The organism is Streptomyces coeruleofuscus (assembly GCF_039532725.1).
Lineage (GTDB): Bacteria > Actinomycetota > Actinomycetes > Streptomycetales > Streptomycetaceae > Streptomyces > Streptomyces coeruleofuscus.
In genome coordinates, this window is record NZ_BAAASE010000007.1 from 387,869 (window position 1) to 406,754 (window position 18,886).

General features: G+C 70.7%; 20 protein-coding genes. 8 read left to right on the forward strand and 12 right to left on the reverse strand.

Annotation, left to right across the window (positions count from 1 at the left end; genetic code table 11):
• Nucleotides 1–74: 74 nt before the first annotated feature.
• From ABFX81_RS28055 to ABFX81_RS28080, 6 genes are all read right to left on the reverse strand, one after another.
• The gene (locus ABFX81_RS28055; protein ID WP_086851520.1) at nt 75–1,532 is read right to left on the reverse strand and encodes a penicillin-binding transpeptidase domain-containing protein; all 1,458 of its coding nucleotides are present in this window, start codon (nt 1,530–1,532) and stop codon (nt 75–77) included.
• Between the two features lie 53 nt (nt 1,533–1,585).
• A complete protein-coding gene (locus ABFX81_RS28060) occupies nt 1,586–2,248 on the reverse strand; it encodes a response regulator (protein WP_086851518.1) in 663 nt (220 codons plus the stop codon).
• On the reverse strand, nt 2,245–3,552 hold the full coding sequence (locus ABFX81_RS28065; protein WP_086851516.1) for a histidine kinase: 1,308 nt from the start codon (nt 3,550–3,552) through the stop codon (nt 2,245–2,247). The genes ABFX81_RS28060 and ABFX81_RS28065 overlap by 4 nt, the downstream gene beginning before the upstream one ends.
• Nucleotides 3,549–4,550 (reverse strand): hypothetical protein, encoded by a 1,002-nt coding sequence (locus ABFX81_RS28070; RefSeq protein ID WP_086851514.1) that lies wholly within the window; start codon nt 4,548–4,550, stop codon nt 3,549–3,551. The genes ABFX81_RS28065 and ABFX81_RS28070 overlap by 4 nt, the downstream gene beginning before the upstream one ends.
• Before the next feature lie 90 nt (nt 4,551–4,640).
• A complete protein-coding gene (locus ABFX81_RS28075; RefSeq protein WP_086851512.1) occupies nt 4,641–5,111 on the reverse strand; it encodes a GNAT family N-acetyltransferase in 471 nt (156 codons plus the stop codon).
• Between the two features lie 3 nt (nt 5,112–5,114).
• Nucleotides 5,115–5,888, reverse strand: a complete 774-nt coding sequence (locus tag ABFX81_RS28080) for an IclR family transcriptional regulator (RefSeq protein ID WP_010037854.1) — start codon at nt 5,886–5,888, stop codon at nt 5,115–5,117.
• A 132-nt stretch (nt 5,889–6,020) separates the two neighbouring features.
• Between ABFX81_RS28080 and ABFX81_RS28085 the strand changes: the two genes are divergently transcribed.
• The 5 genes from ABFX81_RS28085 (at nt 6,021) to ABFX81_RS28105 (ending at nt 10,760) form a co-directional block, all read left to right on the forward strand.
• Nucleotides 6,021–7,550: an aldehyde dehydrogenase family protein gene (locus tag ABFX81_RS28085; protein WP_086851510.1), complete on the forward strand. Its 1,530-nt coding sequence runs from the start codon at nt 6,021–6,023 to the stop codon at nt 7,548–7,550.
• A gap of 123 nt (nt 7,551–7,673) precedes the next feature.
• Complete coding sequence (locus tag ABFX81_RS28090) at nt 7,674–8,282, forward strand: DUF1349 domain-containing protein (protein WP_086851508.1); 609 nt, start codon at nt 7,674–7,676, stop codon at nt 8,280–8,282.
• Nucleotides 8,283–8,327: 45 nt separating this feature from the next.
• Entirely contained in the window at nt 8,328–8,822 is a 495-nt protein-coding gene (locus ABFX81_RS28095) for a GNAT family N-acetyltransferase (protein WP_346138840.1), read from the forward strand.
• A gap of 76 nt (nt 8,823–8,898) precedes the next feature.
• Nucleotides 8,899–9,612: a DsbA family protein gene (locus ABFX81_RS28100; protein ID WP_086851503.1), complete on the forward strand. Its 714-nt coding sequence runs from the start codon at nt 8,899–8,901 to the stop codon at nt 9,610–9,612.
• Nucleotides 9,613–9,707: 95 nt separating this feature from the next.
• Nucleotides 9,708–10,760: an aminotransferase class V-fold PLP-dependent enzyme gene (locus ABFX81_RS28105; RefSeq protein ID WP_346138841.1), complete on the forward strand. Its 1,053-nt coding sequence runs from the start codon at nt 9,708–9,710 to the stop codon at nt 10,758–10,760.
• A 210-nt stretch (nt 10,761–10,970) separates the two neighbouring features.
• Here the strand turns inward: ABFX81_RS28105 and thpD are convergent, their stop codons facing one another.
• The 6 genes from thpD to ABFX81_RS28135 form a co-directional block, all read right to left on the reverse strand.
• Nucleotides 10,971–11,870 carry an ectoine hydroxylase gene (gene thpD / locus ABFX81_RS28110; protein WP_346138865.1) on the reverse strand — a complete coding sequence of 300 codons (900 nt, stop codon included), beginning with the start codon at nt 11,868–11,870 and terminating at the stop codon, nt 10,971–10,973.
• 16 nt (nt 11,871–11,886) lie between these two features.
• Nucleotides 11,887–12,285: an ectoine synthase gene (locus tag ABFX81_RS28115; protein WP_059422332.1), complete on the reverse strand. Its 399-nt coding sequence runs from the start codon at nt 12,283–12,285 to the stop codon at nt 11,887–11,889.
• A 43-nt stretch (nt 12,286–12,328) separates the two neighbouring features.
• Nucleotides 12,329–13,600 carry a diaminobutyrate--2-oxoglutarate transaminase gene (ectB, locus tag ABFX81_RS28120; RefSeq protein ID WP_086851497.1) on the reverse strand — a complete coding sequence of 424 codons (1,272 nt, stop codon included), beginning with the start codon at nt 13,598–13,600 and terminating at the stop codon, nt 12,329–12,331.
• A 52-nt stretch (nt 13,601–13,652) separates the two neighbouring features.
• Entirely contained in the window at nt 13,653–14,159 is a 507-nt protein-coding gene (ectA, locus tag ABFX81_RS28125) for a diaminobutyrate acetyltransferase (RefSeq protein ID WP_059422330.1), read from the reverse strand.
• Between the two features lie 338 nt (nt 14,160–14,497).
• Complete coding sequence (locus tag ABFX81_RS28130; RefSeq protein ID WP_086851495.1) at nt 14,498–15,037, reverse strand: mycothiol transferase; 540 nt, start codon at nt 15,035–15,037, stop codon at nt 14,498–14,500.
• A gap of 40 nt (nt 15,038–15,077) precedes the next feature.
• Entirely contained in the window at nt 15,078–16,187 is a 1,110-nt protein-coding gene (locus ABFX81_RS28135) for an aminotransferase class V-fold PLP-dependent enzyme (RefSeq protein ID WP_086851493.1), read from the reverse strand.
• A 220-nt stretch (nt 16,188–16,407) separates the two neighbouring features.
• Between ABFX81_RS28135 and ABFX81_RS28140 the strand changes: the two genes are divergently transcribed.
• The 3 genes from ABFX81_RS28140 to ABFX81_RS28150 are packed head-to-tail and all read left to right on the forward strand — an operon-like array spanning nt 16,408 to nt 18,874.
• Entirely contained in the window at nt 16,408–17,253 is an 846-nt protein-coding gene (locus tag ABFX81_RS28140) for a transporter substrate-binding domain-containing protein (RefSeq protein WP_086851491.1), read from the forward strand.
• A complete protein-coding gene (locus ABFX81_RS28145) occupies nt 17,250–18,086 on the forward strand; it encodes an ABC transporter permease subunit (protein ID WP_086851489.1) in 837 nt (278 codons plus the stop codon). The genes ABFX81_RS28140 and ABFX81_RS28145 overlap by 4 nt, the downstream gene beginning before the upstream one ends.
• Complete coding sequence (locus ABFX81_RS28150) at nt 18,083–18,874, forward strand: ATP-binding cassette domain-containing protein (protein WP_086851487.1); 792 nt, start codon at nt 18,083–18,085, stop codon at nt 18,872–18,874. Before ABFX81_RS28145 ends, ABFX81_RS28150 begins: the two co-directional genes overlap by 4 nt.
• The last annotated feature ends 12 nt before the right edge of the window (nt 18,875–18,886 follow it).

The following is an 18,886-nucleotide window of genomic DNA, read 5'->3' on the forward strand; positions in this document are numbered from 1 at the left end:
CGATGACGGGCCGCCCCCGGGGGGAGGGGGGCGGCCCGTCTCGTCTCTACAGACGGCTTATCGGCAGCTGAGGTTCATTCCTTGAGCGCCGCTTCCATCATCGCCTTGGCGACCGGCGCCGCCAGGCCGTTGCCGCTGACCTCCGAGCGGGCCGCGTTCGACTGCTCCACGACGACCGCCACGGCGACCTCCTTGCCCGACGAGTCGGACTTCCCGTACGAGGTGAACCAGGCGTACGGCACCTGGCTGTTGTTCTCGCCGTGCTGGGCCGTACCCGTCTTGCCGCCCACGGTCGCGCCCGGGACCTGGGCGTTCGTGCCCGTACCCTGGTCCACGACCGTCTGCATCGCCGACTGCAACTGCTCGGCGGTCGAGGAGCTGACGATCTCCTTCGAGCCCGCCTCGTCGTCGTAGTCCTGCAGCACATCACCACCGCTGTTGGTGATCTGCGCAACCATATGCGGCGAAACCAGCTTGCCGCCGTTGGCTATGGCCGCCGACACCATGGCCATCTGGAGCGGCGTCGCGGTGACGTCGAACTGGCCGATGCCCGTCAGCGCCGTCTGCGACGGGTACATGCCGGACGGGTACACGCTCGTGTAGGCCCGCACCGGCACGTCCAGCTTGTCGTCGTTGAAGCCGAACTTCTCGGCCATCGACTTCACCTTGTCCTGGCCCAGCTGGACGGCCATCTTCGCGAAGACGTTGTTGCACGAGTACTCCAACGCCGTACGGATGGTGGCGTTCGTGCAGGGCGCGTTCGGGTTCTCGTTCGTCAGCTCCCGCGTGGTGCCCGGCAGCGTGTACGGGTCGGGGCTGTCGGTCGGGTCGTCCACCGACGCGTACAGGCCGTCCTCCAGCGCGGCCGCCGCCACCACCAGCTTGAATGTCGAACCCGGCGGCAGCGGCTGCCGCAACGCACGGTTGACCAGCGGCTTCTCCGGGTCCGCCGTGAGCTTCTTCCAGGCCGTACCGCCGGTGTTGGCGTCGGTCAGCGACGAGGGGTCGTACGACGGGGACGACACGACCGCGAGGATCTTCCCGGTCTTCGGGTCGATGGCGACGGCCCCGCCCTTCTTGTCGCCGAGCGCGTCGAACGCCGCCTTCTGCACGTCCGGGTCGATCGTCGTGACCACGTTGCCCGGGTCGGCCCGCTGGTTGGTGACGGTGTCCATCACGGACTTCAGCCGGCTGTCCGTGCCGTTGAGCAGGTCGGTGTAGATGCCCTCCAGTTGGGTCGGCGCGTACGCCTGCGACGCGTAGCCCGTCACCGCCGCGTACAGCTCGCCGTCCCTGTATGTGCGCTTGTACTTGAGGTCGCCGGTCGTCGTCGGGGCCGAGCCGGTGACCGACCGGCCGCCCACGATGATGTTCCCGAGCGGCGCCGAGTACGTCTCGATCGCGTTCCGCCGGTTGTCCTTGTCGTCTGCGAGCGCCTGGCCCTCGTAGAACTGCACCCAGGTCGCCCTGACCAGCAGAGCGAACACCAGCAGCAGCGCGAAGACCGATGCGCGCCTGATCGTCTTGTTCATCCCGAACTGAGGACGAGCAATGCCGGGCGGATCGTTCCCGCCCGTCCTGTTTCTCATCCGACGTTCAGGAACCCTGCCTCGTAGGCCGCGATGACCGCCTGCGTACGGTCCCGGGTGCCCGTCTTGGCCAGCACCGCCGCCACGTGCGACTTCACCGTGGCGGGGCCGACCTCCATCCGGCGGGCGATCTCCGCGTTGGTCAGCCCCTCCGCCATGTGCCGCAGCACTTCCCGCTCGCGCCCCGTCAGCTTCGCCACCCACGCGGGCGGCGCCGGGTGCGCGCGTGCGTGCTCGGTCGCGAGGGTGCGGACGGCCGCCGGGAACAGCAGGCTGTCGCTGCGCGCCACCAGCCGGACCGCCTGCACGAGCGCGTCGGCGTCCGACCGCTTCAGCAGGAACCCGGCGGCTCCGGCGCGCAGCGCGTCGTACACGTACGAGTCGTTCTCGAAGGTCGTCACGACGACGATCCGGGGCGGCTCGTCCAGGGTGGCGAGGATCTGCTCGGTGGCGCGGATGCCGTCGATCTCCGGCATGCGGACGTCCATGAGGACGACGTCCGGCCGCAGGTCCCGCACGACCGACACGGCCTCTGCACCGGTGGCCGCCTCGCCCACCACCTCCAGGTCCGGCTCGGCGGAGAGGATGGCGCGCAGCGCGGTGCGGACCATGCGCTCGTCGTCGGCGAGGACGACACGGATCGGCGTCGGGCGGGTCATGCGGTTCCTTTCATCGGCAGACGTACGTGCAGCCGCCAGGTCTCTCCGGCCGGTCCGCGCGATCCGGCGGCCGGTCCGGCCGTCATGGTCCCGCCGAGCAGCCTGACCCGGTCCGCGATGCCGCGCAGCCCGTGGCCGCCGCCGGGGCGGGAGGACGCGGGGCCGGTGACCGTCGCTGGTCCGGTGACCGTCGCTGGGCCGGTCACCGGATTCTCCACGGTGATCTCCAGCCACCCGTCCGCCACCGCGATCCGGACGTCCACGGCGGCCCGGTCGCCCGCGTGCTTGAGGGCGTTGCTCAGCCCCTCCTGCACGATCCGGAAGCCCTCGCGGGACAGCAGAGGGGGCAGGGTCTCCGGGTCGGCGTCGACCGTGGCCGTCACGCGCTGTCCGCCCGCCCGGGTGCGGCGCAGCAGACCGTCGAGGTCGGCCGCGAGGGTCGGCGCCGGGGCCGTGCCGGGGGCGCCGCCCTCGCGCAACACGCCCAGTACGGCGTCGAGTTCGCCGACGGTACGCCGGGTCGTGTCCTCGATCGCGGCGAGGGCCTCACGGACGAACTCCGGGTCGGAGTCGAGGACGCGGCGCGCCGCGCTCGCCTGGAGGGTGACGGCGCTCAGCGCGTGGCCGACGGAGTCGTGCAGCTCCCGCGCCAGCCGGTTGCGGACGGCCAGGTCGGCGGCGCGTGCCTCGGCGGCCGCGAGCCGTCCCTCGGGAGACGGGCCGAGCAGCGCGGGCGCCCAGCGGGCCAGCAGCGCACCGCTGCCGGCGGCGCAGCCGGCGAGGGCCACGAGCATCGCCGCGCCAGCGACCGGCGCGAGCGCCAAGGCCCAGGCGTGGTGGAAGACTTCGGGCAGCCCGAGCCGGGTGCCGCCGAGTCCGGCGAAGACCGGCAGCAGGATCAGCACGGTGGCGAACGGCGGCACGGCCAGCGACATCCCGGCGATGATCCCGCCGAACCCGAGATGCAGCGTGAACCAGCCCGCCGTACGGCCCTTCTCGCCCCGCGTCCGGGCCGGTCCGAAGGCGAGCCGGTCCGCGTCGACACCGCACAGCCAGCGCGCGGCGGCGGCCTCCAGCGGCCGGGTCAGCGGGAACACGGACGTGACGGCGGCGAGCGGCAGCCCCACGCCGAAGGAGGCGAGCTGGAGCGGAAAGGACCCGAAGACGTTCGTGCCGCCGGTGGCCGGACCGATGATCACCGAGCCGACCAGGACGTACGGCATGGCGAGCGCGCCGCCGAGGATCAGATGCACCCAGCGCAGCCGGGCCCGCCGGCCGAACAGGGACCGGGCGGCCTGTCTCACGCGGCCCGCCGTGCGGCCCGGGCCGAGCGCTCGGCGAAGTAGTAGACGCCGATGGCGGCGACGAGGAATCCGACGAGCATCTGCCCAGCGTAGGCGAGGTTCATCAGCGGCGTGGGGCGGTCGGCGATGTCCTCCACGCCGCCGAGGGAGGCGAGCGTCAGCCAGCCGCCCCAGCAGGCCACGGCGCCCGAACCGACCCAGGCCAGGCCGAGCGGCACCGCCACGGGCAGCGCCCGGCCGCGCCGGAAGGCCAGCAGGAAGCCGCCGGAGACGGCCGCGACGAGGAACACCGCGTAGACGGCTTCCAGGACGTGGAAGTCACCGCCCCGGTCCGCCGCCCGGCCCTCGCTGAGTCCGGCGGTGACACCGCAGGCCCAGAGCACGTGGAGGGTGAGGGGCAGCAGGGCGAGCACGGCGGCCACGGCGGCGAGGGCCCGGTGCGCCGGCCCGACGACACCAGCGGGCAGTTCCCAGACCCGGCCCCGCCACAGATGCCCCCAGCGGTCGCGGGCGTAGAGCACGAAGAGGCCGCCGAGGGCTAGCCCTTGGAGGATGAACCCCGAGTACACGACGGTGAACACCCACTCGTGGAGGAAGGGCTCCTGGGCCTGGTCCGATACGGAACCGCCTCCGAACGCCCTCACGACCAGTTGCGCCGGGAACCCCGCCATGATCGGCGCGAGCAGCCCGGTGGCGATCCACATGGGAAACGCCAGCAGCCACGCGGGCACCCGCAGCCCCCACGGCCGGGTCAGCACCAGCGCCAGCACGATCACCGCGCTGTCCACCAGCACGGACAGTCCGTTGATCACGGCCATGCCCACCCGGTCGTCGAGCAGGCCGCTCCCCTCGGGGATCCCGACGTGGCTCCCGGCGATCCAGGCGGCCTTGAGCCCGAGGTACGGCACGCAGGAGAGGACGGCGACGGCACGGAGGATCCGCCGGGGCCCGCTGAGACGGACGGCGGTGACGGTTGCGGGAGCGAGTGACTGCGTCATGCACTCAGGCTCCCGCGAGGCAGGCCGGCGGCACCTCCTGCACGACGACGATCCGCCTCCGCCGGACGGGGGAGAGGCGGGCGCCGCCGCTCAGCCCTCCAGGAGCAGGACCGTCTCCTCGATCTCGGCACCCCGCGCGCTGGCGTACCCGCTGGCCGTGGCGACGGTACGGAAACCGCACTTCTCCAGTACGCGCAGCGAGCCCGCGTTGTCCGATGCCGCCCGGGCGTACAGGGGGCGCTCGGGGACCTCCGTGACCAGCGCCCGCAGCGCCGCCGTGGCGATGCCCTTGCCCCAGTACGCGCGGTCGACCCAGTACGTCACCTCGCGTTCGCCCGGCACGCCGTACACCGCCGCGCTGCCGACCACGTCGCCGTCCGCCAGCACCGTGCGGACCACGGCGTCGGAGGACCGGATCTTGGCCCAGTGGGCGTCGAAGGCGTCCCGGTCGGCCGGTTCCTCGGGGGTGAAGGCCGCCATATGGAGAGCCTCCGGGTCGTTCATCTGCCGGTAGAAGACCGGCAGATCGCTGTCGTGGACCTGGCGCAGCTCGACATTCATGTCTCAGAGCCTACGGGTGGCCAGTGTCAGCCGGTCCCGCGCGTCGAACAGCGCGTCCTTCACGAGCTGTTCGTGCGCCGGGGTCAGCCGGGCCACCGGCACCGAGCAGCTGATGGCGTCCCGCGCCGGCGTGCGGTACGGAATGGCCACCCCGAAGCAGCGCAGCCCCAGCGTGTTCTCCTCGCGGTCCACGGCGAAGCCCTGCTCCCGGACCTGGTGCAGCTCCTCGATGAGCTTCTCGCGGTCGGTGATCGTGTTCTCGGTCAGCGCGGGCAGCGTCTCCGGGAGCATCTTGCGGACCTGCTCGTCGGAGTAGGTGCTCAGCAGCGCCTTGCCGAGGGACGTGGAGTGCGCGGGCAGCCGGCGGCCGACCCGGGTGAAGGGACGCAGGTAGTGCTGCGACTGGCGGGTGGCGAGGTAGACGACGTTCGTGCCGTCGAGGCGGGCGAGGTGGATCGTCTCGGTGGTGTCGTCCGAGAGCCGGTCCAGGGTCGGGCGGGCCGCCGCCACGACCTCGTCGCCGTCGATGTAGGAGGTGCCGACCAGCAGGGCCCGCACGCCGATGCCGTACCGCGTGCCCGTCGCGTCGGTCTCCACCCAGCCCAGCTCGACGAGCGTGCGGAGCAGCATGTAGAGACTGGACTTGGGGTAGCCGACGGCCTCCTGGACCGCCGCGAGCGAGTGCATACCGGGACGCCCGGCGAAGTATTCGAGCAGTTCAACCGTTCGTACCGCGGACTTGACCTGCGCCCCGCCGCCCGTCTCGCCAGCCGACATCGCCCTTGACCCCTTCGTTCGACGGGAAATAGTCTCCACAGCATATTCATCATCAGAGACAGCGTTCAGTATATCGAACGCCCCTGGTGGATGACCCAGTACTGCGGCATTACATGTGTGGAGGGACCCGCGGTGGCAGCAGCACCAGTCTGGAGTGTCGACCCCCGAACCGGGAAGCAGCGTGAACAGGTTGCGGTGGAGGCCACAGCCCAGGAGGTCGACGCCGCCGTCCGCGCCGCGCACGAGGCGCGCGGCTCACTCGCGGACCGTACCGTGCGCGCGGCCTTCCTGCGCAGCGCCGCCGAGGAGCTTCAGGCGGCCAAGGACGGTCTCGTCGAGACCGCCGACGCCGAGACCGCGCTCGGCCCGGTCCGGCTGACCGGTGAGCTCACCCGCACCTGCTACCAGCTGCGGGCCTTCGCCGACATCGTCGACGAAGGCGCCTTCCTCGACGTCGTCATCAACCACCCCGACGACACCGCGACCCCGCCGATCCCGGACCTGCGCCGCTACAAGGTGCCCCTGGGCGTCGTCGCCGTCTACTCGGCGTCGAACTTCCCGTTCGCCTTCTCGGTCGCCGGCGGCGACACCGCGAGCGCCCTCGCGGCCGGCTGCCCGGTCGTCGTCAAGGCGCACCCGGACCACCCGGCCCTGTCCGAGTACGTCGCGAAGGTGCTGCGCCGCGCCGCCGCCCGGCACGACATCCCCGAGGGCGTCGTCGGGCTGGTGCACGGCTTCGAGGCGGGCGTCGAGCTGATCAAGCACCCGCTGGTCTCGGCGGCCGGCTTCACCGGGTCGGTGCGCGGTGGCCGGGCCCTCTTCGACGCGGCCGCCGCCCGCCCGGTCCCGATCCCCTTCCACGGCGAACTGGGCTCGCTGAACCCGGTCGTGGTCACCGAGGCCGCGGCCGCCGAGCGCGCCGAGACGATCGGCGCGGGCCTCGCCGGGTCGATGACGCTGGGCGTCGGCCAGTTCTGCGTGAAGCCGGGCCTCGTCCTGGCGCCGGCCGGCGCCGCCGGTGACGCCCTGCTGAAGTCGCTGACCGACGCGGTCAGCGACACCGACGCCGGGGTCCTGCTCGACCACCGCATGCGCGACAACTTCGTCGCCGGCGTCGCCGAGCGGGCCGAGCTGCCCGACGTCGACTCCCCGGTCACCCCGGGTGCGGGCGGCGAGCACACCGTCAGCGCCGGGTTCCTCACGGTTCCGGCGAGCAGGCTGGCGCAGGAGGGGGAGCACGACCTGCTCCTGGAGGAGTGCTTCGGGCCGGTCACCGTGGTGGCCCGCTACGAGGACGAGGCCGAGGTGAAGGCCGTGCTGTCGCGTCTGCCGGGCAACCTCACGGCGACGGTGCAGCTGTCCGAGGAGGAGGCCGCCGGCCAGGGCCGGGGCGCGGAGCTTCTCCAGGAGCTGACGCCGCTGGCCGGGCGCGTGCTGGTGAACGGCTGGCCGACGGGGGTCGCCGTCGCGCCGGCTCAGCATCACGGCGGGCCGTACCCGGCCACGACGTCCACGTCCACGTCGGTGGGCGGGACGGCGATCGAGCGGTGGTTGCGGCCGGTGGTGTATCAGAACGCGCCGGAGGCGTTGCTGCCGGCGGAGCTGCGGGACGAGAACCCGTTGGGGCTGCCTCGTCGGTTCAACGGGCGTTTGGAGCGGTAGCGCCGTAGGGGTGCGGTGAGTTGCGGGCTGCCGGTTCTTTGTGGCTTGTCGCGCCCACGCGGCGGAGCCGCACATTGACACCGTCCCGCGCCTCTGGAGGCCGGACCTGAAAGACTTGGCCGAATGGATCTCGAACTTCCCGAACTTCCTTTCCCCCTGCGCTCCTACGGGCCCGAGGCCCATTGGTCCTACGAGGACGGGGTGCTGACCGGGTGGGCCGGGGCTCGGCAGGACCGGTTCGTGCCGCCCACCGGGGAAGGGCTGGACCCCGCCTCCGACGCGCCGCGGCTGCTCGGGGCGCCCGAAGGGGACTTCCAGCTGATCGCCCGGGTCACGGTCGGGTTCGGCGCGGCCTTCGACGCCGGGGTGCTCTACGTCCATGTCGGCGAGCGCGCCTGGGCCAAGCTCTGCCTGGAGTACTCCCCGGACGTGCCCACCGTCTGCACGGTGGTCACCCGGGGCCACTCCGACGACGCCAACTCCTTCACCGTCGACGGCAGTTCCGTCTGGCTACGGGTGAGCCGCACCGGCCGCGCCTTCGCCTTCCACGCCTCCCGCGACGGTGAACGGTGGACCTTCGTCCGCCTCTTCACGCTGGGCGACGAAAAGGAGACGGGCGCGGCCCTGATCGGCTTCATGACCCAGTCGCCGATGGGGGAGGGCTGCGTGGTGACGTACGACCACGTCGAGTTCAGGCCGCACTGGCCGAACGACCTGCGCGACGGCAGCTGAGGCCTGTCGGGGAACCACGTCCCGGCCGGGGGCGTCCTGCGTTGCATGATCATGAACCGAGTGACTCCGGAGAGAGTGATCCGTACCGCCCTGCCCGCCGAGGTGGCGGACGTCGTCGCGCTGCACGCGCGTGCCCGGGCGACGTACTACCCCGACGGGCTGCCACAGGACGGCACCGACTGGCTCGCCATCTGGGAGAGCGCCCTCGCGCGGCCGGAGGGGCGGGTGTTGTGCGTGGTGGAGGCAGGGCGCATCGTCGGCCTGGCCTCCTTCCGGACTCCCGAGGGCGCCCCGGCGGACACGGTGAAGCTGTTCCAGTTCCACGTCGACCCCGACCACTGGCGCGGCGGCATCGGCACCGCCCTGCACGCGGCGTGCGTCGAGGAGTGGCAGACCGACGGCCGGCGGATGGCCGTTCTCGACGTGCATGTCGACAACGCGCGGGCGCAGGGGTTCTACCGGCGGCAGGGGTGGGTGCCGGAACCGGCCGAGCCGCGGGATCACCATCTGACGATGCGGCTCTCCCTGGCCGCGGAATGAAATCGTCTGCTTGAACGTTCACCAACTCGGCGGAGGGAGCCTCCGCACCCCGTACGAGCTGGAGAGAGCCGAAGACATGCGCGTCGAGATCTGGAGCGACATCGCCTGCCCCTGGTGCTACGTGGGCAAAGCCCGCTTCGAGAAGGCGCTGCGGGACTTCCCGCACCGTGACGACGTCGAGGTGGTGCACCGCTCCTTCGAGCTGGACCCGGGCCGCGCCAAGGGCGACATCCAGCCCGTGATCACGATGCTCACCAGGAAGTACGGGATGAGCCCGGCGCAGGCCGAGGCCGGTGAGGACAACCTGGGCGCGCAGGCCGCCGCCGAGGGGCTGGACTACCGCACCCGGGGCCGCGACCACGGCAGCACCTTCGACATGCACCGCCTGCTCCACTTCGCCAAGGAGCAGGGGCGCCAGGAGCAGCTGCTCGACCTGCTGTACCGGGCGAACTTCGCCGAGGAGCGCTCCGTGTTCGACGACGACGAGCGGCTGGTGGAGCTCGCCGTGTCCGCCGGGCTGGACGCGGAGGCCGTCCGTGCGGTGCTCGCCGACCCCGGGGCCTACGCCGACGAGGTACGCGCCGACGAGCGCGAGGCCGCGCAGCTCGGCGCGAGCGGTGTGCCGTTCTTCGTGCTCGACCGCAAGTACGGCGTCTCCGGTGCCCAGCCCGCGGAGGTCTTCGCCCAGGCCCTGACCCAGGCGTACGGCGAGCGCTCGCCGCTGAAGCTGGTGGACAGCGGGGACGCGGACGCGTGCGGCCCGGACGGCTGTGCGGTGCCCCAGCGCTGAAACCGCAGGTCGGGGCGCATTTATAAGCGCTTCTTAGCGGCATCACGCAGAAATCGGCAATGGACGGGGAGATCCAGGGGACGCAGAGTGGTTCCATGGAGACCTTCGAGAACCTCGTCCGTGCCGAGTTCGCCCCGAAGCACACCTACCTCAACACCGCGAGCAACGGGCTCCTGCCCGCCCGTACCGTCACCGCCGTACAGCAGGCGGTGCGGATGCGCGCGGAGGGCACACCCCTGGGTCCCCTGTACGAGGACGTCGAGGCCGCCCGCGCTTCCTTCGCCCGGCTGGCCGGCGTGCCGGCCGAGCGGGTCGCCACCGGCGCCTCGGTCGCCGAGTACGGCGGACTGATCGCCGCCTCGCTGCCCGCGGGCGCCGAAGTCCTCACTGCGGAGGCCGACTTCGCCTCCCTGGTGAACCCCTTCCACGCGCGCGGCGACCTCAAGGTGCGCGCCGTTCCCCTGGAGCGGCTCGCCGAGTCGGTCCGCCCCGGCACCGCGCTCGTCGCGGTCAGCACCGCCCAGTCCGCCGACGGCCGGCTCGCCGACCTGCCGGCCGTGCGCGAGGCGGCCCGGGCGCACGGCGCCCGTACCTACGTCGACGCCTCCCAGTCGGCCGGCTGGCTGCCGATGGAGGCCGACGCCGACGACTTCCTGGCCGCCGTGGGCTTCAAGTGGCTGCTCGGGCCGCACGGGGCCGCGTTCTTCGTCACCCCGCAGGACTTCGGCGGGCTCACGCCGCTGCTCGCCGGCTGGGTCGCCGGTGAGGTCCCCTGGGAGAGCTGCTACGGCCCGGTCGAGGAACTCGCCCACTCCGCACGGCGCTTCGACATCAGCCCCTCGCTCTTCACCTACGCCGGGCTGCGCGCCTCCCTGGAGCTGCTGGAGGAGATCGGCGTCGACGTCGTGCACGCCCACGACGTCGCCCTCGCGGACCGCTTCCGCGTCGGGCTCGCCGAGCTGGGCCACGCGCCGGTGCCCGCGCCGGGCTCGGCGATCGTGTCCGTGCCGGGGCTCGGCCACCGGCAGCAAGAGCTGAGCCGCGCGGGCATCCAGGTGTCCGACCGGGCGGGGAACCTGCGGGCGGCGTTCCACCTCTACAACACCCCGGCGGACGTCGACCGTCTGCTGGAGGTCCTGGCCGCATGACAAAACCGGGCGGGGCCTCCCGTCCCACACGAGGAGGCCCCACCCGGCAGCTGTGTCATCCGGTCACTTCACCGGCGACCAGCGGTCGCTTCACCGGCGCGCAGCGGTCACTTCACCGGCGACCAGTGGTCACCGCACCGGCGTGAAGTCCCGCGCACCGATGCTGTGTTCTCCGGGGGCCAACCCCCGGACCCCCGGCCGGGGGGTCGTTCACCGCACCGGCGTGAAGTCCCGCGCACCGATGAACTCCGGTCGCCGCACCGGCGCCGCGAACGGTTCCACCGCCGTGTTCTCCACGCTGTTGAACACGATGAACACGTTGCTGCGCGGGAACGGCGTGATGTTGTCGCCGGAGCCGTGCATGCAGTTGCAGTCGAACCAGGTCGCCGAACCGGCCTTGCCCGTGAACAACTTGATGCCGTGCTGCGAGGCCAGCAGGGTCAGCGCGTCGTCCGACGGCGTGCCCGCGTCCTGCATCTGCAACGACTTCTTGTAGTTGTCCTTCGGCGTGGCCCCAGAGCACCCGAGGAACGTCTTGTGCGACCCCGGCATGATCATGAGTCCGCCGTTGGTGTCGTAGTTCTCGGTCAGCGCGATCGAGACCGACACCGTGCGCATCCGCGGCAGACCGTCCTCGGCGTGCCACGTCTCGAAGTCCGAGTGCCAGTAGAAGCCACTGGCCCCGAAACCCGGCTTGACGTTGATCCGCGACTGGTGGACGTAGACGTCAGAGCCGAGGATCTGCCGCGCCCGGCCGACGACCCGCTCGTCCCGCACCAGCCTGGCGAACACCTCGCTGATCTTGTGGACCTCGAAGACCGAGCGGATCTCCTGGGACTTCGGCTCGACGATCGACCGCTCGTCGGCGCGGATGTCCGGGTCGTTCATCAGCCGGTTCAGCTCGTTGCGGTAGACGGCGACCTCGTCGTCCCCGATGAGCTCGTCGATGGCGAGGAAGCCGTCACGCTCGAAGGACAGCAGGTCGGCCGGCGCGACCGGACCGGGCGCGTCGGGAGCGCCCCAGACGACCGGGTCCTGGCGCGGGGTGAGCACCTCGGTGGCGCCACGACTGGGGTACAGGTCGGGGATACCGGTGGTGGTGTCGGTGATGGCGGTCATGGAAACGTCACACCTCCTCGGTGAGCAGCGGGTAGACGCCGTTCTCGTCGTGGTCCTCCCGTCCGGTCACGGGCGGATTGAAGACGCAGAGGCAGCGGAAGTCCTTCTTGATCCGCAGCGTGTGCTTCTCGTGCCCGTCCAGGAGGTACATGGTGCCGGGAGTGATGGTGTACGACTTCCCGGTCTCGCGGTCGGTCAGCTCGGCCTCGCCCTCCACGCAGACGACGGCCTCGATGTGGTTCGCATACCACATCGACGTCTCCGTACCCGCGTACAGGATCGTCTCGTGCAGGGAGAAGCCGACCTTCTCCTTGGCGAGGACGATGCGTTTGCTCTCCCACGTGCCGGACGCCGACTTCACGTGCCGGTCGGTACCTTCGATCTCCTTGAACGAACGGACAATCACGGTGCTGCGATGCCTCCTAAATGGGGTGGTGCCGGTTGCTCGGTCAGGCGGTCTCGCGGACGGCGCGGGCCAGCGTCGACAGGCCCTCGTCCAGTTCCTCGGGCGTGATGGTCAGGGCGGGGAGCAGTTTCACGACCTCGCTCTCCGGCCCGGACGTCTCGATGAGCAGGCCGAGTTCGAAGGCGCGCTTGGCGACCTTGCCCGCGCGGTCCTTGTCGTGGAACTCCATGCCCCACACCAGGCCGCGGCCCCGGTACTCCTTCACGTCGGCCAGGTTCTCCTCGGTGATGGAGATCATGGCCTGCTCGACCTGCTCGCCGCGCTTGCGGGTCTGCTTCTCCATCGCCGAACCGTCGGCCCAGTACGTCTCCAGGGTCGCGGTGGCCGTCACGAACGCGGGGTTGTTGCCGCGGAAGGTGCCGTTGTGCTCGCCGGGCTCCCAGACGTCGAGCTCCGGCTTGAACAGGCACAGCGACATCGGCATGCCGTAGCCGCTGATCGACTTCGAGACGGTGACGATGTCCGGCACGATGCCCGCCTCCTCGAAGGAGAAGAAGGCGCCGGTACGGCCGCAGCCCATCTGGATGTCGTCGACGATCAGCAGCATGTCCTGGCGCTGGCACAGCTCGGACAGGGCGCGCAGCCACTCGGGCCGGGCCACGTTGATGCCGCCCTCGCCCTGCACGGTCTCGACGATCACGGCGGCCGGCTTGTTCAGGCCGGAGCCCTGGTCCTCCAGCAGCCGCTCGAACCACAGGAAGTCCTCGACGGTGCCGTCGAAGTAGTTGTCGAACGGCATGGGCGTGCCGTGCACCAGCGGGATACCGGCGCCGGCCCGCTTGAAGGCGTTGCCGGTCACGGCCAGCGAGCCCAGCGACATGCCGTGGAAGGCGTTGGTGAAGGACACGATCGACTCGCGCCCCTTCACCTTCCGCGCCAGCTTCAGCGCGGCCTCCACGGCGTTGGTGCCGGTCGGGCCGGGGAACATGACCTTGTACGGCAGGTCGCGCGGCCGCAGCAGCAGGTTCTGGAAGGCCTCCAGGAACGTGCGCTTGGCGGTGGTCGACATGTCGAGCCCGTGCGTGACGCCGTCCCGCTCCAGGTAGTCGATCAGGGCGCGTTTCAGGACGGGGTTGTTGTGCCCGTAGTTCAGTGACCCCGCTCCGGCGAAGAAGTCGAGGTACTCATGGCCGTCCTCGTCGTACATGCGGCTGCCCACCGCACGGTCGAAGACGGTGGGCCAGCCGCGGCAGTAGCTGCGCACCTCGGACTCAACGGTCTCGAAGACACTCAGGTCGGGCTGGGTGATGGTCACGACGAATCGCTCCTCGGTACGTGGGGGAAGTCTGCGGGAGTCCGGCGGGAAGTCAGTGGGACAGCGGGCCGATGCGGTACAGGACCTCGGGGTCGTGCGGCCCGTCGGGGAACACGGCCGTGTCGAAGAGCACCTCGCGCTCCAGCCGGGCGCCGTGACGCTCGGCGAACGACGTGAACAGGCGCTCCGAGGCGGTGTTGCCCGGGGTGATGGTGGTCTCCACCGTCGTCACCCCGCGCTCGGCGACGGTCCGGGCGACCAGACCGTCGAGCAGCGTGGCGGCCAGCCCGCGCCCGCGGTGCGCCTCGTCCACGGCCACCTGCCAGACCAGCAGGGTGTGCGGGCTGTCCGGCCGCACGTACCCGGTGATGAAACCCATCGGCTCGCCGTGCTCGTCACGCGCCACGGCCGACGTGGCCGCGAAGTCGCGGCACCACAGCAGATAGCTGTAGGACGAGTTCAGGTCGAGAACCTTCGAGTCCTTCGCCATCCGCCAGAGCGCGGCTCCGTCAGCCACCGTTGGGCGGTCGATTTGCGGATCTGCTTGTACGGCAGTCATGCGAATTGAACTTACCCAGGGAAATTCAAAATTGCATCGCCGACAGGGGTTACGTATGAGCCAGGCCTGTGTTATCGCGCGGGCGCGAGGGTTCGCGCAAAAGGGCAGAGGTATGCCCGATATTGCCCGGGTAATACCGGGCAAAACAGTCACGGTGTGTAACGCGTCACAGCCGTGTAATCACCACGAGATCTGCCCGAATTCCTTCTCCAGGTGTCCTCAAAATCTTTGGGTTTAGGATCAGGAAAAGCGGGCAGAAGAATACGGGAAGCTGTTCTTGAAACAATTCCTAATTGTGTGCCAGCTTACATGTGGGCCGTCTCGGAAACACGTTTAATTCAAGCCCCGGTCACTCCGTCGATACGTTCCCGCAGGAGATCGGCGTGACCGTTGTGCCGGGCGTACTCCTCGATCATGTGGATCAGCACCCAGCGCATGCTGACCTCCATCCCGGGCACCGGCCCCTCGGCGACCCGCCCGATGTGGTCCAGCGGCAGCCCCGCACACAGCTCCCGCCCCCGCTCGATCTCCCGCCGCCAGATCCCGAGCGCCTCGTCGATCCCCCGCGACGGGTCCAGCGTGTAGCCGGTGCCGTCCTCGTACACCGGCGGCACATCGAGGCCGACGGCCACCCGCTGGAACCAGTTCCGCTCGACCTCGGCGAGATGCTGCACCAGCCCGAGCAGCGTCAGCGTGGACGGCTCGGCCGACGCGGTCCGCACCTGCGCGTCGTCCAGCCCGGCGCACTTCAGCGCCAGCGTGGCCCGGTGGAAGTCCAGCCAGCTCTCGAGCATGGCCCGCTCGTCACCGGTGAGGTGCGGGACGGGACGGCCGTCGGGAAGGGTGATGGGGGTCTCGGCGGGGGTGTTGGTGGTCATGCGGGGAGCTTGGCACGAGCCACCGACAACGGCGGGCCCTCTAGAGGGTTTCCCGCCACGCCTCCCCGGCCGCCCGCAGCGCCCCCTCCACGTCCATCGACAGCCCGGCCTCCGAGAGCGCGGCCCCCAGCGCCGCCAGACTCGCCCGCACGGCCCCCGGCGTCGCATCGGGCCCGTAGTGGTTGACCCGGATCATCTCCTTGGCCAGAGCACCCCCGCCGGCGGCGACCGGCACCGCCGGATCCGCCTCCAGCGCCCTGGCCACCAGCTCCGACGCCACCACCCCGGACGGCGCCCGGAGCGTCGTGGCGACGGGCGCCGCGTCCCGCGCCTCGTACACATACGGCTCCAGCCCGCCACCGAGCGCGACCGCCCCGGCCCGCGTGGCCGCCGCGGCCGACGCGTGCCGGGCCATGACCGCCTCCAGGCCCACCGCCTCGATCCGCTCCACGCACGCCTCCAGCGCCAGCATCTCCAGCTGCGCCGGAGCGTGCAGCAGCGCCTTGCGGCCGCCGTCGATCCACCGCTCCTTCCAGTCGAGCAGCGACAGATACGACCGGCGCGGCGCCCGCGGGTTCGCCGCCATCCGGGCCCAGGCCCGCTCGCTCACCGACACGGCCGATACACCCGCCGGGCCGCCCATCGCCTTCTGCGCCCCGATCACGCACAGATCCACGCCCCACGCGTCCGGCAGCACCGGCTCGGCACCGATCGACGCCACCGCGTCCAGGTAGAACAGGGCCCCGTGCGCGCGCACCACCTCGCCGATCTCCGCGACCGGATTGGTGTTTCCGGTCGCCGCCTCCGCGTGCACCAGGGACACGAAGTCGATCTCCGGATGCTCGGCGAAGGCCTGCCGGATCTGCTCGGCCGTGACCGCCGTGTGGAAGGGCACCGCCAGGTCGACCACCGTCGCCCCGCAGTCGCGCAGCCAGTCGCCGAAGGTCTGCCCGTACGGCCCCGTGATGACGTTCAGGGCCGTCGTGCCCGGACCGGCCGCGGCACGGATCGCGCCCTCCAGCGGCAGCAGCGCCTCACCTTGCATGATCACGACGTCCTGCTCGGTGCTCAGCAGCCGCGCCACACGGTCCTCGATCGCGGCGAAACGGTCCGCCCCGAGCGGGGCCAGGTCCAGAAACGGATGCGTCACGGTGGCACTCTCTTCACGTGCGGGGACAACTCGCGGGACTACTCGCGGGAACAACGGGAACGAGCGTAACCGCCGCGCCCCAGCCCGCCACGACCGCGCCCCAGCCCGCTACGACCGGTGACTTCGCAGGCCCGACGTCCTCGCGGCCATCGGATTGTTTTGAGCCACTCAAACTTCTCCTTATGATCGGAACCCACAGTTCACTCACAGGAGGCTCGCCGTGAACACGCACCCCGGGCACCGGGCCCGCATCCTGGCCGCCACCACCGCGACGGCCGGGCTGCTGCTCGTGGCCGGCTGCACTTCCACCGACGACGGCGGCAGCGGCTCGAAGACGGCCGCGGGCGGCGTCGAAGTCGTCAAGGCGGGCAAGCTCACCACCTGCACCCACCTGCCGTATCCGCCGTTCCAGTCGGAGATCGACGGCAAGGTGCAGGGCTTCGACGTCGCGCTGATCGACCTGGTCGCCAAGGACCTGGGCGTGCAGCAGGACATCCTCGACACACCCTTCGAGAACTTCAAGACCGGCGCGTTCCTCAACTCCGGCGAGTGCGACCTCGCCGCGGCCGGCATGACCATCACCGAGGAGCGCAAGAAGAACGTCGACTTCTCCGACCCGTACTTCAACGCCACCCAGGCCGTGCTGGTCGACAAGAAGAGCGGCATCTCCTCCTTCGCCGGCCTCAAGGGCAAGAAGCTCGGCGCCCAGGCACAGACGACCGGTGAGGACTACGCCAAGAGCAAGGGCCTCGACCCGGTCTCCTTCGAGTCCTCCGACGCCGTCCTCAACGGCCTGCGCACCGGGCAGGTCCAGGCCGTCGTCATCGACTACCCCGTCGTCCAGGGCTGGCTGAAGGACAAGGCCAACGCCGACGCCTTCGAGGTGGTCGACAACCTCGACACCGGTGAGCAGTACGGCTTCACGGTGAAGAAGGGCAACACCAAGCTCCGCACCGCGATCAACAAGGCGATCGAGGACGCCAAGGCCGACGGCACGTACAAGAAGCTGTACGAACAGTGGATCGGCCCGTACGACGAGTCCGCCGCGTCGCCCGCCGCCTCATGACCGACACGGCCACGCCCGAAGTCCAGCCGAAGAAGAAGGGCCTCACCCGGCGGCAGAAGCGCGGCATCTCGCGCGGCGTCCAGTACGCCGTCTTCGTCGCGGCCGTGATCGTCTTCGCGGTCTCGGCCGACTGGGACCGGCTCCAGAACCAGTTCGCGCAGGCGGACATCGCCGAGCGCATGTTCCCGGACGTCATCGAGCTGGCGCTGAAGAACACCGTGCTCTACACGGTGACCGGCTTCGCCGTGGGGCTGGCCCTCGGCATGGTGATCGCGCTGATGCGGCTGTCCTCCGTGGGCCCGTACCGCTGGCTCGCCGGGATCTACATCGAGATCTTCCGCGGTCTGCCCGCCCTGCTGATCTTCATCTTCATCGGCGTCGCCGTGCCGCTGGCCTTCCCCGGCACCGAGATCATCGGCGGCACGTACGGAAAGGTCGCCCTCGCGCTCGGCCTGGTGGCCGCCGCCTACATGGCGGAGACCATCCGCGCCGGCATCCAGGCCGTGCCCAAGGGGCAGATGGAGGCGGCCCGTTCGCTCGGCTTCTCGCCCACGCGGGCCATGGTCTCCATCATCATCCCGCAGGCGTTCCGCGTCATCCTGCCGCCGCTCACCAACGAACTGGTGCTGCTGTTCAAGGACTCCTCGCTGGTGCTGTTCCTCGGCGTCACCCTGGAGGAGCGCGAACTGTCCAAGTACGGCCGCGACCTGGCCAGCCAGACCGCCAACTCCACGCCGATCCTGGTCGCCGGACTGTGCTACCTGCTGGTCACGATCCCGCTCGGCTTCGTCGTACGCCGTATGGAGGCGAAGGCCCAGGAGGCCGTGAAATGAGCCGACCCGAGATCGAGGTACGCGCGCTGCACAAGTCGTTCGGCGCCAACGAGGTGCTGCGCGGCATCGACCTGGAGATCGGCCGGGGCGAGGTGGTCTGCGTCATCGGCCCGTCCGGCTCCGGCAAGTCGACACTGCTGCGCTGCGTGAACCTGCTGGAGGAGCCGACCAAGGGGCAGGTGTTCGTCGGCGGTACGGAACTGACCGACCCGGACGTCGACATCGACGCGGCACGCCGCCGCATCGGCATGGTCTTCCAGCAGTTCAACCTGTTCCCGCACCTGACGGTGACCGAGAACCTCACCCTGCCGCAGCGGCGGGTGCTGCGCCGCGACAAGGCGGCGGCCGCGAAGGTGGCCGCCGAGAACCTGGCGCGCGTGGGCCTGTCCGAGAAGGCGGCCGCCTACCCCTCCTCCCTCTCCGGCGGCCAGCAGCAGCGCGTCGCCATCGCCCGGGCCCTGGCCATGGGTCCCGAGGTGATGCTGTTCGACGAGCCGACCTCGGCGCTGGACCCCGAACTGGTCGGGGACGTCCTCGCGGTGATGCGGATGCTCGCCGACGAGGGCATGACGATGATGGTCGTCACCCACGAGATGACCTTCGCCCGCGAGGTCGCCGACCGGGTCGTCTTCATGGACGGCGGCGTGATCGTCGAGGACGGCACCCCCGAGCAGGTCATCGGCGACCCGCGCCACGACCGCACCCGCCACTTCCTCTCCCGCCTCCTCGACCCCGCCATGGCCGAGGTGGAGGAGGAGACCTCGGACCAGGTGGGCAAGGCCGACTAGCGGCTCACTAAG

Coding starts and splice junctions, on each gene's coding strand:
- ABFX81_RS28055 (WP_086851520.1), bottom strand. CDS start 1,532: ATGAACAAGACGATCAGGCGCGCATCGGTCTTCGCGCTGCTGCTGGTG.
- ABFX81_RS28060 (WP_086851518.1), bottom strand. CDS start 2,248: ATGACCCGCCCGACGCCGATCCGTGTCGTCCTCGCCGACGACGAGCGC.
- ABFX81_RS28070 (WP_086851514.1), bottom strand. CDS start 4,550: ATGACGCAGTCACTCGCTCCCGCAACCGTCACCGCCGTCCGTCTCAGC.
- ABFX81_RS28075 (WP_086851512.1), bottom strand. CDS start 5,111: ATGAATGTCGAGCTGCGCCAGGTCCACGACAGCGATCTGCCGGTCTTC.
- ABFX81_RS28080 (WP_010037854.1), bottom strand. CDS start 5,888: ATGTCGGCTGGCGAGACGGGCGGCGGGGCGCAGGTCAAGTCCGCGGTA.
- ABFX81_RS28090 (WP_086851508.1), top strand. CDS start 7,674: ATGGATCTCGAACTTCCCGAACTTCCTTTCCCCCTGCGCTCCTACGGG.
- ABFX81_RS28095 (WP_346138840.1), top strand. CDS start 8,328: ATGATCATGAACCGAGTGACTCCGGAGAGAGTGATCCGTACCGCCCTG.
- ABFX81_RS28100 (WP_086851503.1), top strand. CDS start 8,899: ATGCGCGTCGAGATCTGGAGCGACATCGCCTGCCCCTGGTGCTACGTG.
- ABFX81_RS28105 (WP_346138841.1), top strand. CDS start 9,708: ATGGAGACCTTCGAGAACCTCGTCCGTGCCGAGTTCGCCCCGAAGCAC.
- ectA (WP_059422330.1), bottom strand. CDS start 14,159: ATGACTGCCGTACAAGCAGATCCGCAAATCGACCGCCCAACGGTGGCT.
- ABFX81_RS28130 (WP_086851495.1), bottom strand. CDS start 15,037: ATGACCACCAACACCCCCGCCGAGACCCCCATCACCCTTCCCGACGGC.
- ABFX81_RS28145 (WP_086851489.1), top strand. CDS start 17,250: ATGACCGACACGGCCACGCCCGAAGTCCAGCCGAAGAAGAAGGGCCTC.
- ABFX81_RS28150 (WP_086851487.1), top strand. CDS start 18,083: ATGAGCCGACCCGAGATCGAGGTACGCGCGCTGCACAAGTCGTTCGGC.